The organism is Telluria sp. LT1R51-2 (assembly GCF_059685775.1).
Window position 1 is genome coordinate 961,462 of sequence record NZ_JCASIM010000001.1, and the last position, 24,791, is coordinate 986,252.

16 protein-coding genes are annotated in these 24,791 nt (G+C 66.0%); 7 read left to right on the forward strand and 9 right to left on the reverse strand.

The genetic code is table 11. From position 1 onward, the window contains the following. The first annotated feature begins 136 nt into the window (after positions 1-136). Together AC56LH_RS04250 and AC56LH_RS04255 are read left to right on the forward strand one after the other, a co-directional pair. Positions 137-1,144, forward strand: a complete 1,008-nt coding sequence (locus AC56LH_RS04250) for a serine/threonine protein kinase (protein ID WP_499644312.1) — start codon at positions 137-139, stop codon at positions 1,142-1,144. 109 nt (positions 1,145-1,253) lie between these two features. Continuing rightward, positions 1,254-3,704 (forward strand): coiled-coil domain-containing protein, encoded by a 2,451-nt coding sequence (locus AC56LH_RS04255; protein ID WP_499644314.1) that lies wholly within the window; start codon positions 1,254-1,256, stop codon positions 3,702-3,704. Positions 3,705-3,731: 27 nt separating this feature from the next. Here AC56LH_RS04255 and AC56LH_RS04260 read toward each other — a convergent pair whose 3' ends face one another. Next, a complete protein-coding gene (locus AC56LH_RS04260) occupies positions 3,732-4,133 on the reverse strand; it encodes a DUF8785 domain-containing protein (RefSeq protein ID WP_499644315.1) in 402 nt (133 codons plus the stop codon). Positions 4,134-4,269: 136 nt separating this feature from the next. After that, a complete protein-coding gene (locus AC56LH_RS04265; protein WP_499644317.1) occupies positions 4,270-5,325 on the reverse strand; it encodes a DUF475 domain-containing protein in 1,056 nt (351 codons plus the stop codon). A gap of 133 nt (positions 5,326-5,458) precedes the next feature. Between AC56LH_RS04265 and AC56LH_RS04270 the strand changes: the two genes are divergently transcribed. From AC56LH_RS04270 to AC56LH_RS04285, 4 genes are all read left to right on the forward strand, one after another. Next, a complete protein-coding gene (locus AC56LH_RS04270; protein WP_499644319.1) occupies positions 5,459-5,881 on the forward strand; it encodes a divergent PAP2 family protein in 423 nt (140 codons plus the stop codon). A gap of 268 nt (positions 5,882-6,149) precedes the next feature. After that, positions 6,150-7,295: an efflux RND transporter periplasmic adaptor subunit gene (locus AC56LH_RS04275; protein WP_499576828.1), complete on the forward strand. Its 1,146-nt coding sequence runs from the start codon at positions 6,150-6,152 to the stop codon at positions 7,293-7,295. 28 nt (positions 7,296-7,323) lie between these two features. After that, positions 7,324-10,530 (forward strand): efflux RND transporter permease subunit, encoded by a 3,207-nt coding sequence (locus tag AC56LH_RS04280; RefSeq protein ID WP_499644321.1) that lies wholly within the window; start codon positions 7,324-7,326, stop codon positions 10,528-10,530. A gap of 262 nt (positions 10,531-10,792) precedes the next feature. Continuing rightward, positions 10,793-15,028 (forward strand): ATP-binding protein, encoded by a 4,236-nt coding sequence (locus AC56LH_RS04285; protein ID WP_499644322.1) that lies wholly within the window; start codon positions 10,793-10,795, stop codon positions 15,026-15,028. A 70-nt stretch (positions 15,029-15,098) separates the two neighbouring features. Here AC56LH_RS04285 and AC56LH_RS04290 read toward each other — a convergent pair whose 3' ends face one another. The 4 genes from AC56LH_RS04290 to AC56LH_RS04305 all read right to left on the reverse strand — a co-directional run bounded on the left by AC56LH_RS04290 (position 15,099) and on the right by AC56LH_RS04305 (position 19,037). After that, on the reverse strand, positions 15,099-15,500 hold the full coding sequence (locus tag AC56LH_RS04290; protein WP_499644324.1) for a hypothetical protein: 402 nt from the start codon (positions 15,498-15,500) through the stop codon (positions 15,099-15,101). 290 nt (positions 15,501-15,790) lie between these two features. Then, on the reverse strand, positions 15,791-16,768 hold the full coding sequence (locus AC56LH_RS04295; RefSeq protein WP_499644325.1) for an NAD(P)H-hydrate dehydratase: 978 nt from the start codon (positions 16,766-16,768) through the stop codon (positions 15,791-15,793). Positions 16,769-16,779: 11 nt separating this feature from the next. Beyond that, positions 16,780-17,541, reverse strand: coding sequence for a histidine phosphatase family protein (locus tag AC56LH_RS04300; RefSeq protein WP_499644326.1), 762 nt, complete (start codon positions 17,539-17,541; stop codon positions 16,780-16,782). 95 nt (positions 17,542-17,636) lie between these two features. Next, positions 17,637-19,037 (reverse strand): L-cystine transporter, encoded by a 1,401-nt coding sequence (locus AC56LH_RS04305; protein ID WP_183550473.1) that lies wholly within the window; start codon positions 19,035-19,037, stop codon positions 17,637-17,639. 251 nt (positions 19,038-19,288) lie between these two features. Here AC56LH_RS04305 and AC56LH_RS04310 point away from each other — a divergent pair, with 251 nt between their 5' ends. Next, a complete protein-coding gene (locus AC56LH_RS04310) occupies positions 19,289-21,094 on the forward strand; it encodes a methyl-accepting chemotaxis protein (RefSeq protein ID WP_499644328.1) in 1,806 nt (601 codons plus the stop codon). Between the two features lie 33 nt (positions 21,095-21,127). Here AC56LH_RS04310 and AC56LH_RS04315 read toward each other — a convergent pair whose 3' ends face one another. Genes AC56LH_RS04315 through AC56LH_RS04325 form a run of 3 tightly spaced genes read right to left on the reverse strand, consistent with a single transcriptional unit; the run spans position 21,128 to position 24,665 of the window. Beyond that, positions 21,128-22,498 carry a DUF3526 domain-containing protein gene (locus AC56LH_RS04315; RefSeq protein ID WP_499644330.1) on the reverse strand — a complete coding sequence of 457 codons (1,371 nt, stop codon included), beginning with the start codon at positions 22,496-22,498 and terminating at the stop codon, positions 21,128-21,130. Continuing rightward, the gene (locus AC56LH_RS04320) at positions 22,495-23,925 is read right to left on the reverse strand and encodes a DUF3526 domain-containing protein (protein WP_499644332.1); all 1,431 of its coding nucleotides are present in this window, start codon (positions 23,923-23,925) and stop codon (positions 22,495-22,497) included. The genes AC56LH_RS04315 and AC56LH_RS04320 overlap by 4 nt, the downstream gene beginning before the upstream one ends. After that, the gene (locus AC56LH_RS04325; RefSeq protein WP_499644334.1) at positions 23,922-24,665 is read right to left on the reverse strand and encodes an ABC transporter ATP-binding protein; all 744 of its coding nucleotides are present in this window, start codon (positions 24,663-24,665) and stop codon (positions 23,922-23,924) included. The genes AC56LH_RS04320 and AC56LH_RS04325 overlap by 4 nt, the downstream gene beginning before the upstream one ends. Positions 24,666-24,791 lie beyond the last annotated feature (126 nt).

Below are 24,791 nucleotides of genomic sequence, written 5' to 3' on the forward strand. Positions count from 1 at the left end.
TGTTCGCAGCACAATTGCGCGGATACATACATGTCATGAAACCTTGTTACATTGTCACACTCTGTGCGAGAACGAACACAACAGCACCGAATTGTTCACAATCACCACGGGCACGTGCGCCGCCGTACAATGGGGCATGGATACCTTGAACCTCGATAACGAAACGCCCGACCATCCCTACGCGCGGCTGGATCCAGCGACCGTGCTCGATGCGCTCGACAGCGTCGGCCTGCACGGTGACGGGCGGCTGCTGGCGCTCAACAGCTACGAGAACCGGGTGTACCGGGTCGGCCGTGAAGAGGGCGAGCCGGTCGTGGTCAAGTTTTACCGACCCGAACGCTGGAGCGATGAGGCCATCCTGGAAGAACATGGCTTCGTTGCCGAGCTGGTGGCGCAGGAGATCCCCGTGGTGCCGGCCATCGAGATCGACGGGCGTACGCTGCACACGTTCGACGGCTTCCGCTTTTCGGTGTTCGAAAGCCGCGGTGGGCGCGCCCCTGAGCTGGGCGACCCCGCCGTGCTGGAATGGATTGGCCGTTTCATCGGCCGCATCCATGCGCAGGGCGCCGTCAAGCCGTTCCTGCTGCGCCCGGCGCTCGACCCGGTCACGTTCGGCCGCGAGCCGTTCGACTGGCTGCGCAGCCACGACTTCGTGCCACCCGAGCTGATGCCGGCCTGGTCGAGCGTCATGGAACAGGCGCTGGAAGGCGTGACGCGCTGCTACGAGCGCGCCGGCGAACTGCCACTCGTGCGCCTGCACGGCGACTGCCACGGCGGCAACGTGTTGTGGACGCCCGACGGGCCGCACTTCGTCGACTTCGACGACAGCCGCATGGGCCCGGCGGTGCAGGATCTGTGGATGCTGTTATCGGGCGAGCGGCAGGAGATGGTGGGCCAGATGGCCGATGTGCTGGCCGGCTACGAGGATTTCTGCGATTTCCACCCGCGCCAGCTGTACCTGGTCGAAGCGCTGCGTACGTTGCGCCTGATCCATTACTCGGCATGGCTGGCGATGCGCTGGACCGACCCGGCATTCCCGGCCGCTTTCCCCTGGTTCAATACCCAGCGTTACTGGCAGGACCGGATCCTTGAATTGCGCGAGCAGGTCGCGTTGATGGATGAGCCGCCGCTGTGGCAGATGTAGACGGGTGTGGCAAAGCGCCAAGCTGACGCACGATTGCCACCCAGTTCGGCATAGCACGAGAACCGGTTTTGCCGGATAATCAACAGGACTGCCGCCACAGAGACTCCGCATGGAACCGAACCCAGCCCCACAAGACGACACCGACTTCACGATCGACCTGTCGCCGGCCGCCGGCGCGCTGGCGCCGACCGATGTGGCGCCAGTGCCAATGCCAACGCCGGCTGCCGCGTTTGCGCAGCCGAAGGTGCCGGTGCTGCCGGTGCTGCCCGCTGCGTCTGAATCTGCCGAATTTGCCGGCCAAGGTCGCAAACCACTCGAAATGCGCGAAATTCAGGAAGCGATCGCGCGTGTCGAAGCCGAAGCCAAGGCCAATATGGCGGCCGAGAGCCGCCACCACGCCGAAGCGCGCGCCCGCTCGCTGGCCGACGAGCGCGCCTCGATCGACGCCGCTGCCGCCGCGGCGGCGCAAGCCAATTCGCAGGCCTCCGAAGACGCCATTGCCGCCAACCGCGAACGCCTCGATTCGCTGCGCGCTGCCGCGCAGGCGTCGAGTGAGCGGCTGGACGCGATTCGCCAGGAAACAGCCGAGCTGCGTGCGCGCGTAAAAAGCGACACCGAAGTGCGGGTTGCCACCGAAGCACGTGCGCGTCTCGAAGAAGAAGCGCGCCGCCGCGCCACCGCCCAGATCGAAGCCGAGGCCGAACTGGCCGCCAAGGCCGCCCGCGCAGCCGACGAACTGGTCGTGCACACCGAGCAGGCGCGCCTGCAGGCGGTCGAACGCATGGCCGCTGTCGAGGCGGCGCGCGAAGAAGTGCAGCACAACGCCAGCGCCGACGCCCGTATCGCCATCCTGGCGCGCGAGCGCGAGCGGGCCGAACGCTCCGCGCGCCAGACCGCCGAAAAACTGGCCGACGCCGAAGCCGAAGCCCTCGAACTGACCCAGCAGCGCGAGCGCGCCGACCAGATTGCGCTGACGTCGGCCTTCGCCCGCGCCGCAGCCGAAGCGCGCGCACTCGAAGAAGCGCGCGCTTACGCCCACATCGAGCAGGAACGCGAGGCGATCGCGCTGGCCCAGGCCGAATCCGAACGGGTGGCCGGCCAGTCGCTGCGCATGCGGCTGCAGACCGAGAAAGATATCCGCGACGCCGCCGTGCATCGCGAGCGGCAAGAACAGATGGCGGCATCAAGCGCCGCTGCGCGGCGCGACGCCGAAACGCGCATCCTGGCCGCGACCGAAGCGCGCATCGAAGCCGACCGCAAGCTGCGCCTGGTGGCCGAAGACCGCGCCCGCGCCGAAGAAGAAGCGGGCGAGCAGGTGCAGGCGCGGCTGGAAGCCGAAGCGCAGGCGGCGCTGGACGCGCGTACGCGCATGGCAGCCGACGAAGCGGCCGCGGCCGCGGCGCAGCGCGAAGCCGAAGAACACCGGCGCGAGACTGCACTGGCCGACGAGCGCGCTGCACTGGCGCAGGCGGCTGCCGCCGCGCAGGCTGCAATGAATGACGACGAGGCGGCGGCGCTGGCGCTCGAGGCATCGCAGGTGCAGTTGGCGCAAGAGGCAGCGCAACTGGCGGCCCAGCGGCGCGAGCAGGCCGAACACCTCGTGCAGGCCGAGCAGGAGCGCACCGCCGCCGAGGCGCAAGCGCTGGCCGCCCTGGAACAGAAAATCGCGGCCGAGCACGAGCTGACGCTGGCGGCGCAGGCACGGGGCGAGGCCGAAGCGGCCGCTGCCGCTGCCCTGCAGGCCAAGGTCGAGGCCGAGCGGCGCATCGAAGACGCGCAGCGCGCTGCCTGGGAAGCACAGCAGGCGCAAGCCGATGCCGCCATCGAAGAAGCCTCGCAGGCCGAGGCGGCCGCCACCGCGCAGCAAGCGCATGCGCGCCGCGCCGCCGAGCTGGCGCAAGCGCAGGCCGAACGGGCCGAGCTCGAGCAGCAGCAGGTGACATTGACCGAGGCGGCGATCGCTGCCGAGCGCGAGGCAACCCGGGCCGCGCGCGAAGCGCTGTTGCTGGTCGAGCGCAAGCTGGCCGCGCAGCGCGAGCAGGCCGCCGCCGACACCCGCGCCAACGAAGCGCAGGCGGCGCGGCTGGCGTCCGAGCAGGCCGCGGCGCAGGCTGCGGTTTCGCGCGCCGACGCCGAGCAGGCCCAGGCCGAATTGGCGCGCCAGCGCGAGCTGGCCGAGCTGGCGGCGGTGCAGGCCGCGCTGGAAAAGCGCGAAGCGCAGCGGGCGCTGCTCGAACATGCGCAAGAGCACGCCGAGATGCAGCGCAAGGCGGCGCATGCGACGCAGCAGATGGCCGATGCGCGCAAGCAGCTGGTCAATCTGGAAAGCCGGCGTCAGGACGACGACGCGGTCGAGCTGGCAGCGACCCAGCGCGCCATCGGCGAGCGCAAGGTCGAAGCAGGGCAGCGCTCGGTCTCGGCCGACCTGACACGCGAGGTGCTGGGCCGCTTCAAGCAGTCGCAGGCGCGGGCCGGCGATACATCGGCGGCGCAGGCGGCTGCCAGGCTGGCAGAAGTGATTGCGACCCAACGCGAGCTGGATCCGGATCGCAAACCATAACGGGGGCGGGCGCTTTGCCCCCTGTGCTTACTGCGCCGGCGCCTGGCTTGGCGACAGCGGATTGTCCGGGCCGCCGGCCACTTTCGACACGAAATACTCGGTCTCGCCAAAGCACGTGGTCGGTACGCCCTTGTGCTGGTCATACGTCAGCTGCACGCGCTTGCCCATGCTGGCCAGCAGGGCCGGCACCACGGTTTCGTCGCGCACCGTAAACACGAAGCGCTCGGGAATCGCGCCCGGCATGCTCGACAGCAGAATCTCGCCTTCCCACGTTTTGCACAGCCAGCCGCGTTTGGAGAATTTCTGCAGGTAGCCGGCACGTTCGCCCTCGGAGTACGACCAGGTCAGCGTGAACCAGGTATAGCCTGCAGCCAGGACAGCGACAACGGCGATGAGGATGAGCAGAATGGCGGAAGTGCGCTTGGGCATGGTGGTCGGCATGGTTGGGTGGCTGGTCGATCAATAAAGTGGTCGGGGTTGTCAAACGTGCAGCGCAAACGCGGTGCGCGCCCATTCTGCCACGCCTTGCCCCAATCGCAAACCGAGATTCCGGGGACTGGCCGGGTCAGCCTGTTTCAGGGCCGGTCGGCGCCGCGCGCGCCAGGCGCCGGCGATACCGGATCGACGACCACAGCGACACCAGAATGAATGCCAGCCCCGACAGCCCGGTGAACCATTCGGGGATGTGATAGTGGACGCTGGCGAACATGATCAGCGCCAGGATGCCGATGGCGTAGTGCGCGCCATGCTCCAGATACACGAATTCCTGCAGCGTGCCCTTGTAGACCAGGAACACGGTCATCGAGCGCACGAACATGGCGCCGATGGCCAGCCCCAGCATGATGATGACGACATCGTTGGTGATGGCAAACGCGCCGATCACGCCGTCGAAGCTGAACGACGCATCGAGCACCTCGAGATACAAAAAGCCGCCGATGCTGCCCTGCGAGATCATCGCGCCCACCGACGGGTCGTGTTCCTTGGCTTCCAGCAAGTTGCTGAGCCATTTCACCGCTATATAGATGAGCACGCCCGTGACGCCGGCGATCAGCACCGCCAGCTTGCGCGCCTCTGGCATCAGGCGCATGGCGGCGACGACGCACAGCAGCGTGAGCAGCACGGCCAGGCCTTCGGTGCCGTACTTGCCCACCTTCGCTTCGAACCAGTCGAACCAGTGCAGCTCTTTTTCTTCATCGAACAAAAAGTTCAGGAACACCAGCATCAGGAAGGCGCCGCCGAAAGCGGCAACCTCGGCGTGATGCGCGGTCAGGTTGCGCGAATACTCGTCGGGATTGTCGAGCGCCATATGCCAGACGTCCGGCAACCCGAGCCCGGTCGCGGCCGCCACGATCACAAGTGGAAACAGCAGGCGCATCCCGAATACCGCCACCAGGATGCCGACCGTGAGGAACAACTTGCGCCAGAATTCGTTCCAGTGCTTGAGTACCGACGCGTTGACGACGGCATTGTCGAAAGAAAGCGACACTTCCAGCACGCCGAGGATGGCAGTAATCCATAAGGCCTGCAACAGCCCGGGCCAGCCCCGGTGCGCATAGCCCCACCAGCCCGCCAGCACCATCAGCACTGCCGTCACGACGAAGGACCACCGGAAATGCCGCATATGCGCCTCTTGTGTGCAGGTACCCGTTGGGACAATATTACCGTGTCCCTGCCAAAATCGACTGTACCGAAAGTCGCCTGCCGAGCCTTGCTTCTGAGATAATTCTGCCCAGCATTTTTCACTCTAAGAAACCATGGAACTCATTTATCTCGTCACACCGGTACTGACCTGGATGGTGGTCGGCCCGATCAAGTTTTTTATTTCCAGCATCCGCTATCGGCGCTGGGCCTTCGACCTGGTCGGCAACGGTGGCTTTCCCAGCAACCATAGCGCCGTCGTTTCCAGCATGGCCACGCTGATCGCGCTGCGCGAAGGCATGGGCCATCCGGCATTCGGCGTGGCTGTCACGCTCGCCTTTATCGTCATGATCGACGCCAACAGTCTGCGCCAGCACGTCGGTCGCCACGCCGTCACGCTGAACCGCCTGAATGAGGGCAAGGAAGATTACGTCATCCTGCGCGAGCGCATGGGCCACACCCGGTTCGAGATCGCCGGCGGCATCCTGACCGGCATCGGCATGGGCTTTCTGATCTATACCGTACTGGGCGGGTTCTAGTGTACGTACGGGGTGCGTGCGCCGCGCATCTCGCCGCGCATCTCGCCGGACCTCCGGGCGTCCGTGATTGTTCGTTGGTTGTCCGTTTTTTACTGCATTTCATCCCGGACGGAATGCAGCTCATCGCCAGATTCCGCACTTCATCCATCGAATCCGGCAGTACACAGGTTCGTCAATTGACGCTGCTGGAGACCTCCTGAATACTGCGCGCTGGATGTATCTGACCTTATTTTTATAAAAACACCGAGTCCATTTCCGGAGAACCACCATGCTGCGCAAAACACTCCTCGTTCTAGCCATCGCATCAAGCTTAGTTGCTTGCGGCAAGGATGCCAAAGCCCCCGAGGGCAAGGACAACAAGCCGACCCAGCTGACCGTGGCGCAGGAGGATGTCCTGACGATCCAGAGCGCATCAGTGTCGTCGGGCCCGGTGATTACCGGCTCGATCGAGCCCGAGCGTCGCGCCGACCTGCGCGCCGAAGTCTCGGCCATCGTGCTGCAGGTGCTCAAGGAAAACGGCGAGCCGGTCAAGCGTGGCGACGTGCTGGTGCGCCTCGACGAAACCTCGATCCGCGACACCCTGATGTCGGCCGAAGACATGCAGCGCGCGGCCTCGCTGGCCGTCGACCAGGCCAACCGCCAGCTCGAGCGCCTGAAAACCCTGACGGCGTCGGGCATGACGTCGGCCAAGGCGCTCGACGACGCCGAAATGGCGCGCAACAACGCCATGAGTGAACTGTCGAGCTCGCGCAGCCGTGTGGCCACCGCACGCCAGCAACTGGCCCGCACCACCGTGCGCGCGCCGTTCGACGGCATCGTTTCCGAGCGCAAGGTGTCCAATGGCGACACCGCCACCATCGGCAAGGAACTCGTCAAGGTCATCGATCCGACCAGCATGCGCTTCGAAGGCGCGGTCTCGGCCGACTCGGTCAGCACCGTCAAGATCGGCCAGAAGGTCAACTTCCGCGTCAATGGCTATGCGGACCAGACGTTTGCCGGCGTGGTCAAGCGTATTGACCCGGCTGCCAATCCGGTCACGCGCCAGGTCGAGGTGCTGGTGGGCTTTGTCGACAATGCGCAGCCGCGCGTGGCCGGCCTGTACGCAGAAGGGCGTGTCGACGCCGCTGCGAGCGACGCGTTGATGCTGCCCGAGAGCGCGCTGGTGCGCGTGGGAGACGCCAGCCACACCTGGCGCATCAGGGACAAGACACTGTCGAAGGTCAAGCTGGTGGTCGGCGCGCGCGACGCCCGTACCGGCAATGTCGAGATCAAGCAGGGCCTCGCGGCCGGCGACGTGGTGCTGCGTGCACCGACGTCGAACCTGAAGGACGGCCAGAAGGTCGACATGCCGAACGCCCGGGTGGCCAGCGCGAATGGCGCTGGCGCGGGTGCAGGCGCAGTCCAGGGCAAGTAAGCCCAGGAACACCAAAGGAAAACCCACCATGTTCCTGTCCAATTTTAGTGTCAAGAAACCGGTCGCGACGATTGTCATCATCGTCGCGATGATGGCTATCGGCCTGCTGGCCCTGTCCAAGCTGAAAGTCAACCAGAACCCGGATGTCGAGATTCCGATCATCGTCGTCGACATCCCGTATCCGGGCGCATCGCCCGAGACCGCCGAGCGCGAGATCACCAACCGCCTCGAAAAGCAGATGCAGGCAATCCAGGGCGTCAAGGATGTCAATTCCAACTCCTACGAAGGCGGCGCCTCGATCTGGATGGAATTCGACTTCGACCGCGACCTGATCGAAGCGTCGGACGACGTGCGCAATGCGATTGCCGCGGTGCGCTACAAGCTGCCGATCGAAATGCGCGAGCCGGTGCTGCGCCGGATCGATCCGTCGGCCCAGCCGATCATGTCGCTGGCGCTGTCGTCGAGCACCCAGAGCCACGCCGAAATCTCGCGCTATGCCGAAGACGTGCTGGCCGACGAATTCCGCGGCATCGATGGCGTGTCCACTGTGGTCGTCAACGGCGCGCTGCGGCGCGAGCTGTCGGTGCTGCTGCGCGCCGAGAAGCTGAGCGAATTCAATATCTCGGCGTCCGACGTCACCAACGCGCTGCGTAACGGGAATACCAATGCGCCGGTGGGCAAGCTGCGTAGCGAACTCGACGAAAAAGGCATCCGCCTGGTCGGGCGCATCGAGCGGCCCGAAGATTTTTCGCAGATCGTCGTCAAGCGCAATGGCGACCAGATCGTGCGCTTGAGCCAGGTGGCCGAGATCCGCGATGGCTTCGCCGACGTGAATACGTTGTCGGTGCGCAGCGGCAAGCCGAATGTGGGCCTGCAGATTTCGCGCTCACGTGATGCCTCGACCGTGTCGCTGGCCAAGCGCGTCCACGAAGTGGTGGCAGCGCAGAGCAAACTGCTGCCGGCCGGCACCAAACTCGAGGTCGTGATTGACGGCGGCAAGGATGCGCAGTCGAGCCTGAACAACGTCATCGAAGCGCTGGTGCTGGGGGCCGTCCTGACCGTGTTCGTCGTCTACGCGTTTCTCAATTCATGGCGCTCGACGCTGATCACCGCCCTGGCGCTGCCGACGTCGGTGCTGGCGGCGTTCATCGCGGTCTGGCTGTGCGGCTTCACGCTGAACTTCATGACGCTGCTGGGCCTGTCGCTGGCAATCGGCGTGCTGATCGACGATGCGATCGTGGTGCGTGAAAACATCGTGCGCCACATGGAAATGGGGTCCGACCGCCGCACCGCGGCGCTCGAAGGCACCGCGGAGATCGGCATGGCAGTGGCCGCAACCACGTTCTCGATCATGGCCGTGTTCGTGCCAGTGGCCTTCATGCCGGGCTTGTCCGGTGAGTGGTTCCGCCCGTTTGCGCTGACCGTGACCTGCTCGGTGATCGTGTCGCTGTTCATCTCGTTCACGCTCGACCCGATGATGTCGGCCTTCTGGGGCGATCCACCGGATCACCACAGCCGCCCGAAGACCGGCATCGGCGCCGTGCTCGATCGCTTCAACCACTGGTTCGACCACCAGGCCGACCGCTACGGCCGCGTGATCGCCTGGGCGCTGCATCACCGCCGCGCGATGGCGTGCCTGGCAGTTCTCAGCCTGATCGGCGCGCTGGCCATGCACCATTTCTTTGGCGGTTCGAGCTTCCTGCCCAAGCAGGACTCGGGCAACCTGCAGATCGAGGTGCGTACACCAGCCTCGTCGTCGATCGAGTATGCACGCCGCAAGCTCGAAGCGGCCGCCGTGCTGGCCCGCACCTTGCCTGAAACAAAAGACACGAACAGCAACGTGAAGACCAGCGGCGGCACGATTTACGTCGATATCGGCAAGCGCAGCGAGCGCAAGCGCACTGCGTCAGAAGTCGCCGTCGAATTGCGCGCCAAAATCTCGAGCCTGGTGGGCGCCGAATACACGGTCATCGATGACCTGTCCGGCGGCGGCAAGCCGGTGCAGGTGGAATTTACCGGTCCCGATTCGCGCAAACTGATGGAGCTGACCACCGCCTACATGGAAAAGCTGCGTGAAGTGCCGGGTGCGGTCGACGTCGCGCTGTCCGAGCAGGATCCGAAGAACGAGCTGCAGATCGTGCTCGACCGGGGGCTGGCCAATGCGCTGGGTATTTCGGTGGGCGATGCGGCGCAGTCGCTGCGGGTGGCGTTCGCCGGCATCGAAGTGGGCGACTGGGTCGATCCGACGGGTGAAACCCGCGACGTCGCCGTGCGCCTGCATCCGGACGACCGCGTCAATACCGACAGCATCGAGCGCCTGCCGATTCCGGTCACCGGCACCGGCATGATGGTGCCGCTCGAACAGATCGCGTCGATCACGATGGGCAAGGGCCCGTCGGCGATCCGCCACAAGAACGGCGAGCGCATGATCACCGTGTCGGCCAATGCCCAGGGCCGTTCGGCGGGCGAAGTCACGACCGATGCGATGAAACTGGCACGTACCTTCGACTTCCCGCCGGGTTATGGCCTGGCGCTGGGTGGCTCGGGTGAAGACCAGCAGGAGCTGTTCACCCAGATGATCATTGCGCTGTTCTCGGGCATCGCACTGATGTACCTGATCCTGGTGATGCAGTTCGGGTCGTTCACGGCGCCGATCGGCGTGATGCTGTCGTTGCCGCTGTCGCTGATCGGCGTCGTGCTGGCCCTGATCATGACCGGCAACACGCTCAACCTGATGAGCATGATCGGCATCCTGATGCTGATGGGGCTGGTGGCCAAGAACGCAATCCTGCTGCTCGACGCGGCCAGGGCGCTCGAGGACGAAGGCATGGACCGCGAAGAAGCGCTGATGGCGGCCGGGCGCAAGCGCCTGCGACCGATCCTGATGACCACCTTCGCGCTGATCGCCGGCATGCTGCCGGTGGCGCTGGCCCTGGGTGACTCGGGCGAGTTCTACCAGCCACTGGCGATTGCGATCATCGGCGGCACGATTACCTCGACCATCCTGACGCTGCTGGTGGTGCCAACCTTCTATGACAGCATCGAGATTGCCCGCGATCGCATGGTGGCCAAGTACGGTCGCCGCGCCGAACACCGCAACGCGCTGGTGGCGTTCCTGATGACGTTTGTCGAAGCCATTCTGGCACTGACGCTGGTGCGCCTCGTCTATCGGGTGGTCATGCGCCTCGTGCAGATGGTGACGGGTCGCGGCCGTGCCAAGGTGGCGCCGCTCTGATCTGAGAGGGCAGGGCGCCGCACGCGCCTTGCCGGATTTTCCGGACACGGCCAGTGATTACTGGTCGTGTTTTTTTATGCGTGACTAATGGTTGCTTTATCGGGGTTGTAAAATAGCAGCCCGGCAACCAACGGACGGCGGCTTATGGTCTAATAGCGGCTGTTTTGCCATGCACTTTGCAATTGAGCAGCATGTGCAGCGGTGGTGTGCCTTCGCACGACGCCACACCGCACCTCTTTTTTCCTCCGTAAGGTTCAGCCCCATGCCCGCAGCCCAGCCCATCGCCATGTTCGTTAACGACGACCTGAACTGGCTCGCGGGTGGCGGCGAGATGGGTGAACTGATCCGCAGCATGGACTGGTCGGCCACGCCGCTCGGACCGCTGTCCGGCTGGCCGCAAAGCCTGCGCACATCGGTCAGCCTGTGCCTGTCCTCGACGTTCCCGATCCTGGTCTGCTGGGGCCCGGACGACATCCAGATCTACAACGACGCCTACCGCCCGATCTGTGGCGACCTGCATCCGGCGGCCATGGGCGCGCCATTCAAGGTGGTCTGGGCCTCGGCCCTGCCGGTCGTGGGCGACGCCTTCGAACTGGCGCACCAGGGCTCCGGTGCGTACATCCGCGACCAGCAGATGTTCCTCGACCGCAGCGGCTACCTCGAAGAAGCCAATATGACGTTCTCGTTCTCGCCGATCCGCGACGAGTCCGGCGCGATCGGCGGGATCTTCCACCCGATTACTGAAACCACGGCCCAGGTGCTCAGCGCGCGCCGCAGCAAGGGCTTGCGCGACCTGACCGCCAGCCTGGCGGGCGTGCGCGCGATCGGTGACATCGGCACGCAGCTGGCCAGCCACTGCGCGCAGATGACGGCGGACGTGCCGTTCGTGCTGTTCTACCAGATCGATGCCGAGACCGGCATGCTGGTGCTGCGCGGCAGCGCCGGCCTGGCGCCGGGCAGTGCGCTGGCGCCCGAGTCGAGCGCCGTCGATGACAGCATCTGGCCGTTTGCCCGCAGCAGCGCGTCGCACGGCGTCCATCAGGTCGATGACGTCGCGGCGCGCCTCGGGGGGATTGCCTGTGGACCGTACGACGACGCGCCGCGCTCGGCGCTGGTGCTGCCACTGACCTTGCCCGGCCAGCAGGCGTTGTTCGGCTTTGTCGTGGCCGGCGTCAGCGTGCGCCGCGCGCTCGACGCCGACTACCGCAACTTCTACGCCTTGCTTGGCGCGGCCGTCAATACCGCGGTGGGCAACGTCGTCGCCTACGAGCAGGAACAGCGCCGCGCCGAAGAACTGGCCCAGATCGACCGCGCCAAGACGGCGTTCTTCTCGAACGTCTCGCACGAATTTCGCACGCCGCTGACGCTGATCCTGGGCCCGCTCGACGATGCGCTGGCCGATGCGCCTGAGTCGATGAATGCGATCCAGCGCCAGCGCATCGAACTCACGCACCGCAATTCGCTGCGCCTGCTCAAGCTGGTCAATTCGCTGCTCGACTTTTCGCGGATCGAAGCGGGCCGCGTGCAGGCCAGCTACATGCCGGTCGACCTCGCGCGCCTGACGGTCGACCTGGCCGGCGTGTTCGAGTCGGCCATGGCCAAGGGTGGCCTGGATTACACCGTCGATCTGCAGCCACTGACCCAGCCGGTCTTCGTCGACCGTGACATGTGGGAAAAGATCGTCTTCAACCTGCTGTCGAACGCCTTCAAGTTCACGCTGCACGGCGGCGTGACGGTGCGCCTGCGCGAACATGCCGGCATGGCGCGGCTGTCGGTGCAGGACACCGGCACCGGGATTCCTGAGCACGAACTGCCGCGCATGTTCGAGCGCTTCCACCGCATCGAGGGCGCGCCAGGCCGGACCTATGAAGGCACCGGCATTGGCCTGGCGCTGATCCAGGAACTGGTGCGCCTGCACGGCGGGACGATCGCGGTGTCGAGCACCTTCGGCGAAGGCACACGCTTCGATGTCGATCTGCCGTTTGGCGACGCCCATCTGCCGGCGGACCGCATCGTGCAGGCGCCGGAGGCGCTGGGCGACCGCCAGCGCATGGGCGCGGCGTTCGTCGAGGAAGCACTGCGCTGGCTGCCCGACACGCAGGAAGGCGCTGGGCTGGTGCCGGATTCGGATTCGAACACGAGCGCACCCGCGCAGTCTGGCGTGAAGTCTGAAGCACGACCACGCATTCTGGTCGCCGACGACAACAACGACATGCGCGCCTACCTCAAGTCGCTGCTCGAACCGCACGCCGACGTGCGCGCGGTGGCCGACGGCCAGGCAGCTTATGAGATGGCGTTGCTGGACCCGCCCGACCTGTTGCTGTCGGATGTGATGATGCCGCGCCTGGACGGCTTCGGCCTGATCGCCAAGGTGCGCGCCAGCGAGTCGCTGCGTCATCTGCCCGTGATGCTGCTGTCGGCGCGCGCCGGCGAAGAAGCCAAGGTCGAGGGCTTGCAGGCCGGCGCCGACGACTATCTGGTCAAGCCGTTTTCGGCCAACGAGCTGCTGGCGCGCATCGGCACCCAGGTGGCGCTGGGCCGCGAGCGGCGCCAGAACGCACGCGATGCACAGGCGCGCGAAGCGCATGTGCGGGCGCTGATCGATGCCTCGCCCGCGATGCTCTGGACCACCGACAATGACAGCCTGTGCACCTATCTGAGCCGGCGCTGGTATGACTACACCGGCCGCACTCCCGAGCAGGACCTGGGCATGGGCTGGCTCGAGAACGTGCACCCCGATGATGCCGTGCGTTCGGGCGAGATCTTCCTGGCCGCCAGTGCGGCGCGCCAGCCGTTTTCGCTCGACTACCGCCTGCGCGGCCACGACGGCACCTACCGCTGGTTCATCGATGCCGGCCTGCCGCGCGTGGACGCCGCCGGGGAGCCGGACGGCTATGTCGGCACCGTGATCGACGTGCATGCGCGCAAGCTGTTACAGGAGCGCTTCGAGCGTGTGTCCGAGGCGGGCGATATCGGCGTATGGTACGCCGACGTGCCGTTCACGCATTTCCAGATCAATGCCGAGATGGCCCTGCATTTCGGTGTCGACATCGGGCGCCCCGCCTCGGTGAACGAGTTGCTGGCGGCAGTCGATCCGGAAGACCGCGAACGCCTGGCCGAGAGCGTTGAGCACGCGGTGCGCGCCGGTACGCCGCTGGACCTTGAATTTCGCACGCGCGTTGCCGCTCCCGACGGTGGCGACGGCGCGCCGCGCTGGTTGCGCGCCATCGGCTGGTGTGGCCTGGACGCGAATGGCCAGCCGGAGCGCTTCGACGGCGTTACGCTCGACATCGACAGCCAGAAGCACGCCGAGCAGGAACTGCACCGGCTGGCGCGCGAACTGGGCGCGAAGAACCGGGCGCAGAGCGACTTCCTGTTTACGCTCGCGCATGAACTGCGCAATCCGCTGGCGCCGATCCGATCTAGCCTGGAGCTGATGCGCATCGGCGCGGCCAGCGGCGACGTGCAGGCGATCATGCGGCGCCAGGTCGATCACATGGTGCACCTGGTGGACGATCTGCTCGACATGGCGCGCCTGGCCGAAGGCAAGGTCACGCTGCGCTGCGAGCGTGTGCTGCTGGCCGACGCAGTGCGCGAAGCCGTCGACATGAGCATGCCGCTGGTCGAACGCGGCCACCACGCGCTGGCCGTGCATCTGCCGGACGGGCATGTCGGCCTGCACGCCGATCGCCATCGCGTGGCCCAGATCCTGAGCAACCTGCTCAACAACGCGGCCAAGTACACGCCACCGGGCGGCGCGCTGGAAATCCGGGCGCAGATCGAGGGCGATGAAGTCGCGATCTCGGTGCTGGACAATGGCATCGGCATTGCCGCCGATGCGCTTCAGGGCGTGTTCGACATGTACGCACAGGCCCATGCCGGCGCCGAGATGGCGCAGGGCGGCCTGGGTGTTGGGTTGAACCTGGTGCAGCGCCTGGTGAAGCTGCATGGCGGCCGGGTGGCCGCCAGCAGTGCCGGAGTCGGTCAGGGCAGCCAGTTCACGGTCTGGCTGCCATTGCCGGCCGACAGCGCCACGCCCCCCGCGGCGGCCGTGGCCGCGTTGCCGGTAACGCGCAACGAGCCGGGCGTGCTGCGGATTCTGGTGGTGGACGATAACGTCGATGCGGCCGAAACGCTGCAGGCGCTGCTCGAGATGAACGGGCACGCGGTAACGGCCGTGCACGATGGCGCGTCGGCCCTGCTGCAGGCAGCCGCGCTGCTGCCGCACATCGTGTTCCTCGATATCGGGCTGCCCGACATGACCGGGTATGACGCAGCCGAAGCGCTGCGCCGCATACCCGGCATGGAAGGCGCGACGCTGATCGCTCTCACGGGCTGGGGCGCGGAGCAGGACCGGCGGCGCTCAAGCCAGGCGGGGTTCGATCATCATCTGACCAAGCCGGCCGATTTTCTCGTTGTTGAACAATTGATCCGCGACGTGGCAGAGGGGATGCCGGCATTGCCGCCGGCGCCGTCCCAAAACAAACAGCCCGACTGAGAAGCCGGGCTGCCATGCTGCACTGACGCTGCCCCAGCCTGCGGGGCAATGTTCAGTCGTTTGACCGCAATTACTTGCCGGTCGTGCCAGTTGGCGGCGTGGTGGTGCTGGTTGGATCGGTGGTCTGTGGGCTGGTGGCGCCTTCTGCGGTGCCGGTCATGCCCGTGGTGCCGGTGGCGCCGGTTGTACCGGTGGTGCCAGCTGCGCCCGACGTATCGGTGGTGGTGCCGGTGGTGCCAGCAGCAGCGCCCGTGCCCATGTCGCCCGTACCCGTAGTGCCGGTGCCGGTTGCGCCGGTGCCGGTGTCACCCATGGTGCCGGTGGCGCCCGAGGTGCCGCTAGGCATGGTAGCCGAGGTGTCGGCTGGAACGGTCGTGGTGGTCGCTGCTTCGTCTTTCTTGCATGCGCCCAGCAGGGTTGCCAGCACGGCAGCGGTCAGCAGGATTTTTGGTGCCTTGGTCATTGCATTCATTTTTGACTCCTCGATTGACGTCTATTTGTGTGCCGCAGGGTCCGAATCGATCTCGGGACATTGCGGCGCCAGGTCAGTTCCACCGACACGCGATCGGCGCTGGTGAAACGGTGAGGGTACCGACGCAATACGCGGCCCCGGTGCGTACTTCAGTAAATCTTGTTCCACTTCAATGTGTTTCAATGCATCTGTGTCGATTAGACCGCAAGCCCGACAGCTGGTTCGTTAGATACCGCACACTTACGGAAATTGGTAACATTATTTACACACTTCCGGTGACTGCCAGTGAGCTACGTTCCCAGGTGCACGTCGCCCGACGCCGGCTTTGCCGCCTGTGCCACTGACCCGTCCTGCCGACCGATCTGTTCCAGCAATGCTGGCACCTCGGCGGCGATTTCCCGTGCCAGATAGCCGAGCGTGCCCAGTCGCTGCGCCAGCCGGTCACCGGCGCGCGCATGCAGTGCCACGCCCCAGCACGCGGCCTGCGTTTCGGTCGCCCCGCGCGCCAGCAGACCGCCGATGATGCCGGCCAGGACGTCCCCCGAGCCGGAACTGGCCAATCCGATATTGCCGGCGCCTTCGTGCTGCCACAGCGTGCCGTCCGGTGCGGCGATGACGGTGCGTGCACCCTTGAGCGCGATCACGGCGTTCCAGTCGCGCGCCGCGGCCAGGGCCGGTGCATCGGGCAGGCCGATGATGCAATCCTTGTCAATGCCGGTCAAATGGGCCATTTCACCGCAGTGCGGCGTCATGATCACGGGGCGCTCGAAGCGCATCGGCTTGCCTTCGGGCCAGTGCTCTGGCGGATACAGCAGGACGTCCATTGCACAGGCGTCGAGTACCAGGCCAACATCCGCTTCGACCAGGCGCGGCAGTAGTGCCTGCACCAGGCGCGCCGTGCTTGCTTCGTCGCGCATGCCGGGACCGACCAGTACCGCATTCACGCGATCGGCCAGCGGGTCGAGGCTGGCCACGGCATCGAGGCTGAAGCCATCGGTATCGTGCTCGGTGAGGCCAATCACGCGTGCCTCGGGCATGGCCAGCGCCACCAGCTGGGCCACGCTGGCGCCGGTCGCGATCGTGAGCTTGCCGGCCCCCGCGCGCAGCGCCGCCGTGGCCGCCAGGATGATGGCGCCCGGCATCTCGCGCGAGCCGCCGATGATCAGGATGTGGCCGCGCATTTCCTTGTCACCGCCGGTGCCCGGCTGCGGCAGCGGCCAGGCGGCCAGCATGGCGGCGTCGACATCGTGTACCTGGTTCTTGTCCATGGCTGGTGCCCTTACGCGTTGGGGGCCGATGCGACGTCCTTCGCCGCCGTGACCGGCGTGCCGGTCTCTTCCAGCGGCGCGACGAAATTGACCAGGCGCAGCGACAGGTCGCCACGCTTGCCGGCCTCGGGATCGAATTCGTAGGACGTGACGGAGCAGTTCGGGACATCGCCGTTGCGGTCGAATTCGAGGATCTGCGCTTCGGTGAGGTGCTCGAACAGGTAGCGGAAGCAATTGACCGTGACCTGGTGCGCGACGATCAGCACGCGCTCGCCGGCAAATTCCCGTTCGATCGTATCCATGACACTGCGCAGGCGCAGGATGACGTCGCACCAGCTTTCGCCGCCGGGAGGGCGGAAATAGAACTTGCCGACGTGGTGACGCTGCTCGTACAGGTCGGGGAAGTCGTGCGCGATGCCGTGCGTCGTCAGGCGGTCGAGCACGCCAAATTCCTTCTCGCGCAGGCGCTCGTCTTCGCGCACGCACAGGTCATCACGGTCGAGGTGGCGCATCACGAGGTTGGCCGTTTCGGCGGCGCGCACGTACGGGGAATGCAAGACGACGGTGGGGCGCTGCGCTGCGGGGAGCGACGCGAACCAGGCGCCGAGGGCGTCGGACTGGCGCTCGCCAAGGTCGGACAATGGCACGTCGACGTCGCGCTCGGCGATGTCGATGCGGTGTCCTGCTGCTGCTTCAGCCAGATCGCGGGCGACGTTGCCGGCGCTTTGTCCGTGCCGGACGACCCAAATTTGCTGTGGCCATTTTTGTTCCATGAAGTCCGCCAAAAAGTTATCTTGGCGTCATCATAGAAGGTTTCATGACGGCTTCAGCGCACGATTGTTCCGTGCACGGAAACCATCAGGCGGCGTCAGACGGCCCGCGCCTCGCTGTCCAGGTTGATGTCGGCGTCGTCGTCGAACACCCGCATGTCGGTCTGTCCCATGACCCGGCTGGTCACGGTGCCGGCAGCGATCGAGCCGCTGACGTTCAGGGCCGTGCGGCCCATGTCGATCAGCGGTTCGACCGAGATCAACAGGCCCGCAAGTGCCACCGGCAGGTCCATCGCCGACAGCACGATCAGCGCCGCGAACGTGGCGCCACCGCCCACGCCGGCCACGCCGATCGAGCCGAACGCGATGATCGCCAGCAGCGGCAGCAGGAACGCGGCGGTGAACGGGTCGACGCCCACCGTCGGCGCGATCATCACCGCCAGCATGGCCGGGTAGATACCGGCGCAGCCGTTCTGGCCGATGGTGGCGCCGAACGAGGCGGCGAAGTTGGCCGTGCCTTCCGGCGTGCCCAGGCGCGCGGTCTGCGTGGCCACGCTCATCGGGATCGAACCCGCGCTGGTGCGCGAGGTGAACGCGAAGACCAGCACCGGGAAGATCTTCTTGACGTAGCGCCATGGCTTCAGGCCACTGGCTGCGACCATCGCCAGGTGAACGCAGAACATCAGCGCCAGTGCGGCATACGAGGCGACCACGAAGTTGAGCAGGCCAAGAATGTCTTGCCAGCTCGAGCTCGAGACCACCTTGGCCATCAGCGCGAACACGCCGTACGGGGTCAGGCGCAGTACCAGCGTGACCATGCGCATCACGATCACGTGCGCCACATGCACGAAGCTGCTGAACGACGTGAAGACTTCCGGCTTCTTGCCGGCGATGCCGGTGGCCGAGACGCCGATGAAGATCGAGAACACCACCACCGCGATGGTCGAGGTCTTGCGCGCGCCCGTCATGTCGAGGAACGGGTTGGCCGGGATGAAGGACAGCAGCAGTGACGGCAGCGACAGTTCCTTGGCCGCGGCCAAGTTGCCCTGCATGTACTCACCGCGTGCGACTTCGGCGGCGGTGGAGGTCAGGCCGACCGCCGTCAGGCCGAACAGCTTGGCCATCAGGATGCCGATGGAGGCCGCGACGATGGTCGTGATGAGCAGGATGCCGATCGTGAGCGTGCTGATCTTGCCAAGCGAGGAGGCGTCGCGCAGCTTCAGGATCGCCTGGATGATCGAGACCATGATCAGTGGAATGATGATCATCTGCAGCAGCTGGACGTAGCCGCTACCGATCACGTTCAGCCATTCATTGGTGGCCTTGATCTCGGGTTCACCCACGCCGTACATCACCTGCAGCGCGGCGCCGAGCACGACGCCAAGGCCAAGGCCGGCGAACACGCGCTTGGTGAACGAAACATGGTTGGCCTGCAACCGGTACAGGAAGACGCAGACGGCCAGGGCAATGGCCAGATTGAGCAGGACGGGAAGTGTCATGGGGGCTTCGATGGGACGGCGTGGACAATCATGTCATTTTATCGACAAAGTTGCCGGTTCACAGTGCGCTTGTCATTTTTGCCAAGGCGCAGCCTGGACCGCTGGCCATCGGGTTGTTGCGGACCAGCGACGCCCAGCCCTGGTTGTATAGGGAACCCGTCAATCTCCCGTTCAATAGTTCCCACGGGCAAGGTAAAGTTTCTATAATCCAATAGAACATCCCTATCCCTTCACACGTCAGCCCAGCGAACATGTTTAAACATCTCAGCATCAAGTCGCGCCTCATTTTCGTCATCGCGTTCCTCGCGGTCGAACTTATTGCCGGCGCCGTCATCGGCATCTATAACCTCGGTACGGCCAACGCCGAGCTCAAGCAGATGTACGACCGCCGTCTGGTCGGCTTGAGCCAGGCCGGGGAGGTCACGCAGCTGATCACGGCAAACCAGCTGGCCGTGGCCAAGGCGGTCAACCTGGAAGATGCCGGTCAGCGCAGCGCCGCGATGGACTCGGTCGACGCGAATATTGCAACGATCAGCAAGCTCTGGGGCCAGTACACGCAGATCCCGATGAGCGAGAAGGAGCGCACGCTCGTCGCGCAGATCACGGCGTCGCGCAAGGTGTTCGTCGACGGCGGCCTGTTGCCGGCAGTGGCAGCAATCCGCGCCAATGACAATGCGCAGGCGATCCAGCTGCTGAACGGGCCGATGACGCAGTTGTATGCATCGCTCAATGCGCTGGGCATCCGGCTGATCAACGAGCAGCAGACCGCGGCACTGGCCGAATACCAGGCCTCGCAGGCTACTTTTGAGCTGGTGCGCGCGGTATGCCTGGCCGGCCTGGCCTTTGGCCTCATCATGGCCGCGCTGGTTGGCTACCTGCTGGTGCGCGCGATCGTGCGTCCGATCGAGCAGGCCGTGAAGATCGCCGGCGCCGTGGCCCAGGGCGACCTGACCCAGACCATCGAGGTCACGTCGACCGACGAAACCGGCCGCCTGCTGCAGGCGCTCAAGGACATGAACGATTCACTGGTGCGCATCGTCGGCCAGGTCCGCACCGGCACTGACAATATCGCCACCGCTTCCAGCGAAATTGCGGCCGGCAACCTGGATCTGTCGTCGCGCACCGAGCAGCAGGCCGGCTCGCTGGAAGAAACCGCTTCGTCGATGGAAGAACTGACGTCGACCGTCAAGCAGAACGCCGACAATGCGCGCCAGGCCAATGCGCTGGCCACGTCGGCGTCGGAAGTGGCGGGCAAGGGCGGCGCCGTGGTGGCGCAGGTGGTGCAGACGATGGGCGCGATCAATACATCGGCCACGCGTATCGTCGACATCATCGCCGTGATCGACGGCATTGCGTTCCAGACCAATATCCTGGCCCTGAACGCGGCCGTCGAGGCAGCGCGCGCCGGTGAGCAGGGGCGCGGCTTTGCCGTGGTGGCGGGCGAGGTGCGCAGCCTGGCGCAGCGCAGCGCGGCAGCGGCCAAGGAAATCAAGGTCCTGATCGACGATTCGGTCGAGAAAGTGCACCACGGCTCGGAACTGGTGGACCGCGCCGGTACGACGATGGCCGAAATCGTGCAGAGCGTGAACCGCGTGACCGACATCATGGCCGAGATCACTGCGGCCAGCCAGGAGCAGACAGCCGGCATCGAGCAGATCAACGGCGCGGTCGCACAGATGGATCAGGTGACGACGCAGAATGCGGCGCTGGTCGAACAGGCGTCAGCGGCAGCGACGTCGCTGCAGGAAGAAGCGGCCAAGCTGGCGCAGACCGTGGGGGCGTTCAAGCTCGCGACGTCGCCGGGTGTGCGCGCAGTCGCGGCCAAGCCGCGCGTGGTGACCAGTGCGCCGAAGCTGGTGGCCAACGAGGTTGCCGAAGCGACGCCGCCTGTGGTGGCCAAACCTGCGCTGAAGCCGGTAGCGAAAGCGCCTGTAAAACCGGTTGTGACAAAAGCCCGCACCGAGGCCGCACCAGCCGCGAAGCCAGTGAAGCCGCTGAAGCCGGCGAAGGCAGAAGCCGCCAACGCCAGCACCGGCGACGGTTGGGAAGAGTTCTAACGCAGTCCGGGATTGGCGGCGCCGTCGCCAGTCCTACCTCACTGTGCGCAAGGTCCGTAGCCCCGCCGCCAGCAGCAGCAGGGCCAGCACGGCCAGCGCCAATAGCTGCCCCAGCGCCAGCGTTCCCTTCATCGCACGGCCGTCGTACACGGGCAGCTTCGCCGCATCGCCTGGTGTGAACGGCCGCTCGTCGAACAGATACGGATAGAAGAACTGCCGCAGCCGCGTGTGATACGCCCCGATCCGGTCGTGGTACGCCAGTTGCGAGGCCAGGTCGGTATCGGCCAGCCGGTGCAGCAGCACCTGCACGTTCACCGACGCCAGCAGCAGCCCCGCGCGCGCCGTCCAGTCTTCGCGCGCCATCATGCTGGCGCGGTACTGCGCCACGCTGGGCGCTACCGCATCGTCGCCCGCCTGGTGCATCGCGTAATACCACTTCCAGTGGAAGCGCCCGGTGACCGGCGCCGTGTCCTTCCATTCGGGATGCGTACGGAAGAATTTCTCGAACGTCTCGGGCTTGGGTACGTCCCACGCCGAGTGCACGGCCTGGCGCTGCGCCAGCGCCAGCTCGACCCCCTTCGACACCGGCGACAGGCGCGCGATGCCCGCGTCGGCCAGCGTCGGCAGGATCATCGTCAGTCCCACCAGGCTCGCCAGCAGGATCGCGGCGCTGCCCGCCGACGTGCGCGCACGCGCCGCCACCCAGGCCGCGAGGCCGAACCAGAACGCCAGGTACAGCGTCGCCACCAGCGCAATCCGGGCGAAGCCGGTCACGCCAGCCCCGGCGACAAACGTGCCTACCGCCAGCGGCAGCAGCGCGGCCAGCCACAGCAAACCGTAGCGCAAGCCGACGCGGCGGCGCCAGGTGTTGGCTGCGCCTTTCGGCAGTGATGCCAGCAGGCGCAGGCGGCCGGCTTCGCGCTCGCTCGAGACCAGATCGTGCATCAGCGCAATGACGAACAGTGGCGTCAGGTACACCAGCACGAATGCGAAATCGAAGCGCCCCGGCATCGCCAGTTCGGGATTGATCGACTCGGATTCGTACAGTTGCGACTGCAGACCAAGGATGCGCACGCGCAGCGCCGCCGGCTGCAGGTCGCGCCCGCCGATGGCGGCGAATGCCAGCGGCGACGGCGGATTGACGGTCAGGTGGGGCAGGTAGTAGCCGACCGCGCCGGCTTCGGCGCTCCCGGTGTTACTGCCAACCTGCAGCTGCGTGGCCAGGATGGCTGCGCGGTCGTGAGCATGGCTTGCAGCGATGCGTTCGAGCGTGGCGCGCTGCTGGCTCACGGTATGCAGGCCGGTCCAGACGGACAGGGCAGACAGCAGCATCAGCAGCACGACGGCACCGACAGCCAGGCGCGAATGTGCGATCTGGCGCAGTTCCAATAACAGTGTTTTCATGCCGGATTCCTTTCCAGACGTTTGGCAACCCAGCCGCCGATGGCGCATAACGCCAGCAGCCAGCCACCCAGCAGGGCGAATGCGGGCCAGGCGTGGCGCGCGGCGACTTCGCCGAACGGCGCGGGAGCGTAGCCAAAGCGCGGCGTGTCTTCCCAATGGTGCTTGTCGATGCGCTCGTCGCCGGCGCCGGTGGGCGTGACGACGTTGACGTGCAGGCCATTGAGGCGCTGGACGAACGCATAGCGGTAGCGTTCACCTTCGAGCAGGAAGCGCGCATGGCTGTCGAGGTTGGTGCCGGACAGCGCCGTCGACATGCGGCGCAGCGCGATCAGCGGACTGGCCACGCTGGCCGAATGGACGATCGCGCTTTCTTCAGTCTGGCGCGCATGATCGGCGCGCATGAATTCATCGAACAGGGCGCTCGTCATGCGCTCCCCCTCGGCCATCAACAGGCCGCTGTAGTTGACCGGCAGGTCTTCCACGCGCGCCACGCCATAGTGCGCCAGTGTACGCGCCCGGAACGCCTTGAAGTACGGGTCGTCCGGATTGTGACTGTCGCCAATTGCGGCCAGCCGCTCGTGGATGGCGACCTCGGTTTCGATACGGCTCGGGCGGCCCACGTCACCGGCCGCCACATCGGGCATCACGCGCGGCAGCAGAATCGCCGTGACGATCCAGCCGGCCACCAGCGCCAGCAGCGCGTCGCGCGCACGGGGCAGCGATGCCGACACCAGCACGGCCGCCACGACCCACACCAAGAGGTACAGCGCATACCCGCCCAGCAATGCGATCGCCTCGGCGGCGACGGCCGGGTGCATGACGGCGATCGCCACCAGCGCGATGAAGGCGGGCGCCCCCAGCAGCAGCGCCACGCCCGCGTGGGCCGCGAGCTTGCCGAGCAACAGGGTCGCGCCCCGCACACCCTGCACGATCTGCAGCCGCAACTGGCCACGTTCACGCTCGCGCGCGACGCTGCCGAAGGCAAGGAACACGATCAGCAGCGGCGTGAGCACCTGCAGCACGAATGCCGGCGTCAGCTGGCCAAAGCGCAGCAGCACCGACGACTGGGCGGCGTCGCTGAAGTTGGCGCTGTTCTGGCGGTGACCTTCCAGGAACAGCGTGCTGCCGGTGAACGGATCGACGCCGAAATCGAAGAAGGCGAGGGGACTCAGCGGGCGGAACACATAGTGCCCGTAGTGGACGACGCGGTGCGGGTGGCGGTCCGGCTGGTTGGCCCATTGGGCGTCGACCGTGCTCTGGAAGCGCGCCCGTTCGGCATTGACAGCGGTGACGCGCTCATGGCTGACGACGATGGCCACGAGCGTAAGTGCCAGCATCAGGATGCCGGCAGCGACGGCCACCTGGTTGCGCAGCATGGCGCGCCACTCGCCCACGGCAACCGCAGGCAGGGCTCGGGAAACGCTCATGCGGCCTCCGGTCTGGCGGCAGCGTTGGTGGCACCGGCGTAACGCCGGTACAGGTCGCGCACGTCATAGTGTTCGGCGCCGCTGGCAGCGACTTCGTGGCTGATGTGGCCGCGCTCCAGAAAGCCGATGCGGTCGGCCACTTCGGCCGCGCCCAGCAGATCGTGCGTGACCATGAAGATGGCGCTGCCCCGCGCGCGCAGGTCCTGCAGCAGCGTGTTGAATTCGCTGGTGGCCTGGGGATCCAGGCCCGTGGTCGGCTCGTCAAGCAGCAGCAGCGGCACCTGGCGCGCCACGGCCAGCGCGATCGCGACCTTCTGGCGCATGCCTTTCGAGTAACCGCCCAGGCGACGCGTCCATGCGGCCGGATGGAGCCGCACCGCGCGCAAGGCATCGTCGATGGTCGCGGCGATGGGGTCACTCCCGGCCAGGCGCAGGAAGTAATCGATGTTCTCGCGGGCGCTGAGGTGTTCGTAGAGGGCGACGTTTTCCGGCACGTAGGCAAGCTGGCCGCGCGCGGCCAGCGGGTCGGCGGCGACGTCGATGCCGCACACGCGCACGCTGCCGGTCTGCGGTGCGAGAAAGCCGAGGAACGCATTGAGCGTCGTCGATTTGCCGGCGCCATTACCGCCCAGCAGGGCATAGATTTCGCCGCGCGCGACACGCAGGTTCAGGTCGCGCAGCACGGTCGTGGCGCCGTAGGCGACGGTCACGCCGGTCGCTTCCATGGCAGGAGTGGTCATGGTCATCATGTTCTTTCAAGTAGATAAGGTATGCCGGCGCACGCACGCACGCAGCGTGCATGCTCGATGCAGACGCACGCACAGAAGCGGCGCCGGCAAACGGGCTGGAGATGACTCGCGCCGCTA

Bases quoted from the DNA above. Each gene is read 5' to 3' on its own strand.
- AC56LH_RS04265 (WP_499644317.1), bottom strand. From the start codon at position 5,325: ATGCGGCATTTCCGGTGGTCCTTCGTCGTGACGGCAGTGCTGATGGTG.
- AC56LH_RS04255 (WP_499644314.1), top strand. From the start codon at position 1,254: ATGGAACCGAACCCAGCCCCACAAGACGACACCGACTTCACGATCGAC.
- AC56LH_RS04275 (WP_499576828.1), top strand. From the start codon at position 6,150: ATGCTGCGCAAAACACTCCTCGTTCTAGCCATCGCATCAAGCTTAGTT.
- AC56LH_RS04270 (WP_499644319.1), top strand. From the start codon at position 5,459: ATGGAACTCATTTATCTCGTCACACCGGTACTGACCTGGATGGTGGTC.
- AC56LH_RS04320 (WP_499644332.1), bottom strand. From the start codon at position 23,925: ATGAGCGTTTCCCGAGCCCTGCCTGCGGTTGCCGTGGGCGAGTGGCGC.
- AC56LH_RS04280 (WP_499644321.1), top strand. From the start codon at position 7,324: ATGTTCCTGTCCAATTTTAGTGTCAAGAAACCGGTCGCGACGATTGTC.
- AC56LH_RS04285 (WP_499644322.1), top strand. From the start codon at position 10,793: ATGCCCGCAGCCCAGCCCATCGCCATGTTCGTTAACGACGACCTGAAC.
- AC56LH_RS04305 (WP_183550473.1), bottom strand. From the start codon at position 19,037: ATGACACTTCCCGTCCTGCTCAATCTGGCCATTGCCCTGGCCGTCTGC.
- AC56LH_RS04250 (WP_499644312.1), top strand. From the start codon at position 137: ATGGATACCTTGAACCTCGATAACGAAACGCCCGACCATCCCTACGCG.
- AC56LH_RS04315 (WP_499644330.1), bottom strand. From the start codon at position 22,498: ATGAAAACACTGTTATTGGAACTGCGCCAGATCGCACATTCGCGCCTG.
- AC56LH_RS04300 (WP_499644326.1), bottom strand. From the start codon at position 17,541: ATGGAACAAAAATGGCCACAGCAAATTTGGGTCGTCCGGCACGGACAA.
- AC56LH_RS04310 (WP_499644328.1), top strand. From the start codon at position 19,289: ATGTTTAAACATCTCAGCATCAAGTCGCGCCTCATTTTCGTCATCGCG.
- AC56LH_RS04325 (WP_499644334.1), bottom strand. From the start codon at position 24,665: ATGACCACTCCTGCCATGGAAGCGACCGGCGTGACCGTCGCCTACGGC.
- AC56LH_RS04295 (WP_499644325.1), bottom strand. From the start codon at position 16,768: ATGGACAAGAACCAGGTACACGATGTCGACGCCGCCATGCTGGCCGCC.
- AC56LH_RS04260 (WP_499644315.1), bottom strand. From the start codon at position 4,133: ATGCCCAAGCGCACTTCCGCCATTCTGCTCATCCTCATCGCCGTTGTC.
- AC56LH_RS04290 (WP_499644324.1), bottom strand. From the start codon at position 15,500: ATGAATGCAATGACCAAGGCACCAAAAATCCTGCTGACCGCTGCCGTG.